Origin of the sequence: Deinococcus pimensis DSM 21231, assembly GCF_000519345.1 — a bacterium.
GTDB lineage: Bacteria > Deinococcota > Deinococci > Deinococcales > Deinococcaceae > Deinococcus_A > Deinococcus_A pimensis.
Genome location: NZ_KI912616.1, coordinates 12244 through 15548, shown reverse-complemented (window position 1 = coordinate 15548; position 3305 = coordinate 12244). Strand labels below are relative to the sequence as shown.

4 protein-coding genes are annotated in these 3305 nt (G+C 72.0%); all 4 read left to right on the top strand.

What is annotated here, in order from left to right; all coding sequences use genetic code 11:
- Nucleotides 1-880 (top strand): hypothetical protein (locus DEIPI_RS27290; RefSeq protein ID WP_045233334.1); only part of this gene is annotated, 880 nt, incomplete at its 5' end.
- Between the two features lie 21 nt (nucleotides 881-901).
- Complete coding sequence (locus DEIPI_RS0100355) at nucleotides 902-1825, top strand: endo alpha-1,4 polygalactosaminidase (protein ID WP_052351541.1); 924 nt, start codon at nucleotides 902-904, stop codon at nucleotides 1823-1825.
- A 15-nt stretch (nucleotides 1826-1840) separates the two neighbouring features.
- Nucleotides 1841-3097, top strand: coding sequence for a Gfo/Idh/MocA family protein (locus DEIPI_RS0100350; protein ID WP_027480472.1), 1257 nt, complete (start codon nucleotides 1841-1843; stop codon nucleotides 3095-3097).
- A partial coding sequence (locus tag DEIPI_RS27285; protein ID WP_045233333.1) for a DUF3492 domain-containing protein occupies nucleotides 3094-3305 on the top strand: 212 nt, incomplete at its 3' end. The genes DEIPI_RS0100350 and DEIPI_RS27285, both read left to right, overlap by 4 nt.

Here is a 3305-nt window from a genome sequence, read left to right as displayed (position 1 = left end):
GGCGGGCGTCGCGCGGCTCGTGCAGGTTCCGGTCGCGGCGACCGCGACGACCGCGCTCGTCACCGCCACGTACGTGTTCTCCGCGTACGCGCTTCTGGTGTACGGGCGCGCCCTGCTGCTGTTCGTCGTCAGCGTCCCCGCCGCCGCGCTCGGCCTGGCGCTGGGCCTCGCCCCGGAGGGTTCGGTGTCGCCGTGGGTCGGACCGACCGTCCTCGCGTACGCCGTGCTCGTCCCGTTCGCCCTCACGGTCTGGACGACGCGCCAGCCCAACCTCCCGCATCTGCCGCCCGCCAGCGAGGCGCTCCGCGCGGGCGGGCACGCGCTGTACGGCTGGTGCTGCGCCGTGTTTCTCGCGTGGGCCACGATGACGTCCGCGCACGTGACGACGCTGTCGGGCCTCGCGGGCAGCATCGTGCTCGTTCCGCTCGTGCTGAGCATGGGCGTGATGGAGGCCATCGTGGAGCGGCTCCTGGGCCGCCTGCGCGCCCTCGCTTCCCTGCCGCTCACCTTCGAGGGGCTCATCGGACGGGCGCGGACCGCGATCCTCGTCGGGCTCGCCGCGTACGCCGCGTCGCTCGTGCTGCTGCACGTCGTCATGGCCGTCGTCACCTCCACCGCCGTGCCCCTCGCCCACCTCGTCGGTCAGCTGCTCTTCGGCGTGGCCGCCATGCTCAGCGCCGTCCTCGTCGCGGTGAACCGGCTGTGGCTGGTCGTCGCGTCGTGGGCCGCCGCGCTCGCGCTCCTCTTCGCGCTCAACGTCCTTCCCTTCGGCGCGGCGGTCGGGCCGTCCGCCGTGTTCCTGCTCGACGTCGAGGCGCTGCTCTTCGGGCTCGCGATCTCCATGGCCGTCGCGCTCTACGACATCAACACCTACCGCTGATCTCACGAACCGAGGTGCCCCGTGAAAGAAGACACGACCCTTCCCGGACTCCAGGACCGCTCCCGGAGCGACGACCACCGCTTCGACCTGCTCGACGAGGTGCTCGGCAACCTCACCCTGTACGTCGAATCGCCCGAGGCGCTCGCCGAACACCTCGCCACCCTCGGCGGGAAGCGCCGCCCGGCCGCGCTGCGCGCGCACGCGGAACGCCTGTTCGTGCTCGCCCGCGACGTCTACGGCGACGACCGACAGGGCGCGGGCGTCCGGCGCCGCCCGTTCTGCGTGTACTACGGGACGGGCAAGGTCGAGGAACTCGCGGGCTTCGAGACGGTGGTCGTGCAGCCCGGCCAGCACGACGTTCAGGACATCCGGCGGCTCGTGCGCGGCGGCACCCGCGTGCTCGCCTACCTCTCGCTCGGGGAGGACAACGGCCCCGACGCGCCCTGGCACATGGGCAGCCGCAACACCGTCTGGAACACCCGTTACGTGCGGCTCAACGACCCGGGCTGGGTCCGCCACGTCGCCGAGCACGTCGAGGGCGCCGCCGACTACAGCGGCTTCTTCCTCGACACCATCGAGATGGTCGACGTTCACCCCGAGGCGCGTGGCGACATGCTCACCCTGCTCGGCAAGGTCCGGCGCTGGGCGCCCGGCTCGTACCTGCTCGCCAACCGCGGCTTCAGCCTGCTCTCGCACCTGTCGAAGCTCGTGGACGGCGTCCTGATCGAGTCGCTCTCCACCACCTGGCTCGACGGGTACCGTCGCCTCGACCCGCAGGGGCTCGACTTCACGGCGGCCATGAAGGCCCGCGTCGAGCACGCGAAGCTCGACGTGTACGGCCTCGACTACGCCGTCACGCCGACGTTGGAACGCTTCGCGCGTCAGCGCGCGGCCCGGCTGCGGGTGCCGACCTTCGTGTCCACCCGCGATCTGCATCACCTTTGAGTTCAGGAGGACGTCATGGCGCTCAGGATCGGGCTGATCGGTGCGGGAAGTCGCGGCCTCGACGTGTACGGACGGACGATGCTCGCCCAGGGCGACCGCTGCCGCGTCGTCGCGGTCGCCGAGCCCCACCACGACCGACTGCGCCTCGCCGCCGCCGAGCTGCGCGTTCCCGGCGGCGGACGATTCGCCGACCCCGACGCCTTCTGGACGGCGGCGCGGGGCCTCGATCTCGACGCCGTCGTCATCGCCTCACCCGACCGTTCGCATCACGCGCACGTCCTGGAGGCCGTCCGTCTGGAAGTGCCCATGCTGCTCGAGAAGCCCGCCGCGCACAGCCTCCCGGCCCTGCGCGACCTGAGGCGCCGACTCAGCGGCTACCGCCCGCCCGTGATGATCGCGCACGTGCTGCGCTACACCGCGTTCTTCCGCACCGTTCACGACCTGCTGAGCTCCGGCGCCGTCGGGAGGCTCGTCCACCTCAACCACACCGAGAACATCGGGTACTGGCACTTCGCGCACAGCTTCGTCCGCGGCAACTGGCGCGACGAGGCCACGTCGAGCCCGATGGTGCTCGCCAAGGCCTCCCACGACCTCGACCTGCTGCGCTGGCTGGTGGGGGCGCCGCCCCGCCGCGTCACCGCCTTCGGACGGCTGCACCACTTCCGGCCCGATCAGGCGCCCGTCGGCGCGCCCGAGCACTGCCTCGACGGCTGCCCCGCCGAACCCGACTGCCCGTACTCGGCCCGCAAGATCTACCTCGAACGGTTCCAGGCCGAGGGCGGCTGGCCGAACAACGTCGTCACGCCCGACCCGTCGCGCGCGACGCTCCTGGAGGCCCTCGCGCGCGGGCCCTACGGACGCTGCGTGTACCGCTGCGACAACTCCGTCCACGACACGTACAGCATCAACATCCTCTTCGAGAACGACGTGACCGCCGCGTTCACCCTCAGCGCCTTCACGGAGGAGACGACGCGCACCGTCCACGTGATGGGCACGCACGGGGAGCTGCACGGGCACCTCGACCGGGGCGAGGTGGTCGTGAACGACTTCCGCTCCCGCGAGCGCCGTGTGATCCGCGTGCCCGCGACGTCCGGCGGGCACGGCGGCGGGGACGAGGCGCTCACCCTGAGCTTCCTCGACCTCGTCGAACGCTACCGCGGCGGTGAGGCCGTCACGAGCGCCACCGCCTTCGAGGAGTGCCTCGACGCGCACCTGATGGCCTTCGAGGCGCACGAGGACGCCCTGAGGCACCGCGTGGGAGGTCCGGCATGACGCACGTCCTGATGTGCACCGAGGGGACGTACCCGTTCGGCATCGGCGGCGTGAGCACGTGGTGCGAGCAGATGGTGCGGGGAACGTCGGCCCGTTTCCACTACACCCTGCACGCGGCGCACCACGATCCACGTCCGAGGCCCACGTTGCCGGACGGCGTCACGCGGCTCGTCGTGGCCCGCGCGGCGCCCGGCGACGCGTGCCGGGG

Coding starts and splice junctions, on each gene's coding strand:
- DEIPI_RS0100350 (WP_027480472.1), top strand. CDS start 1,841: ATGGCGCTCAGGATCGGGCTGATCGGTGCGGGAAGTCGCGGCCTCGAC.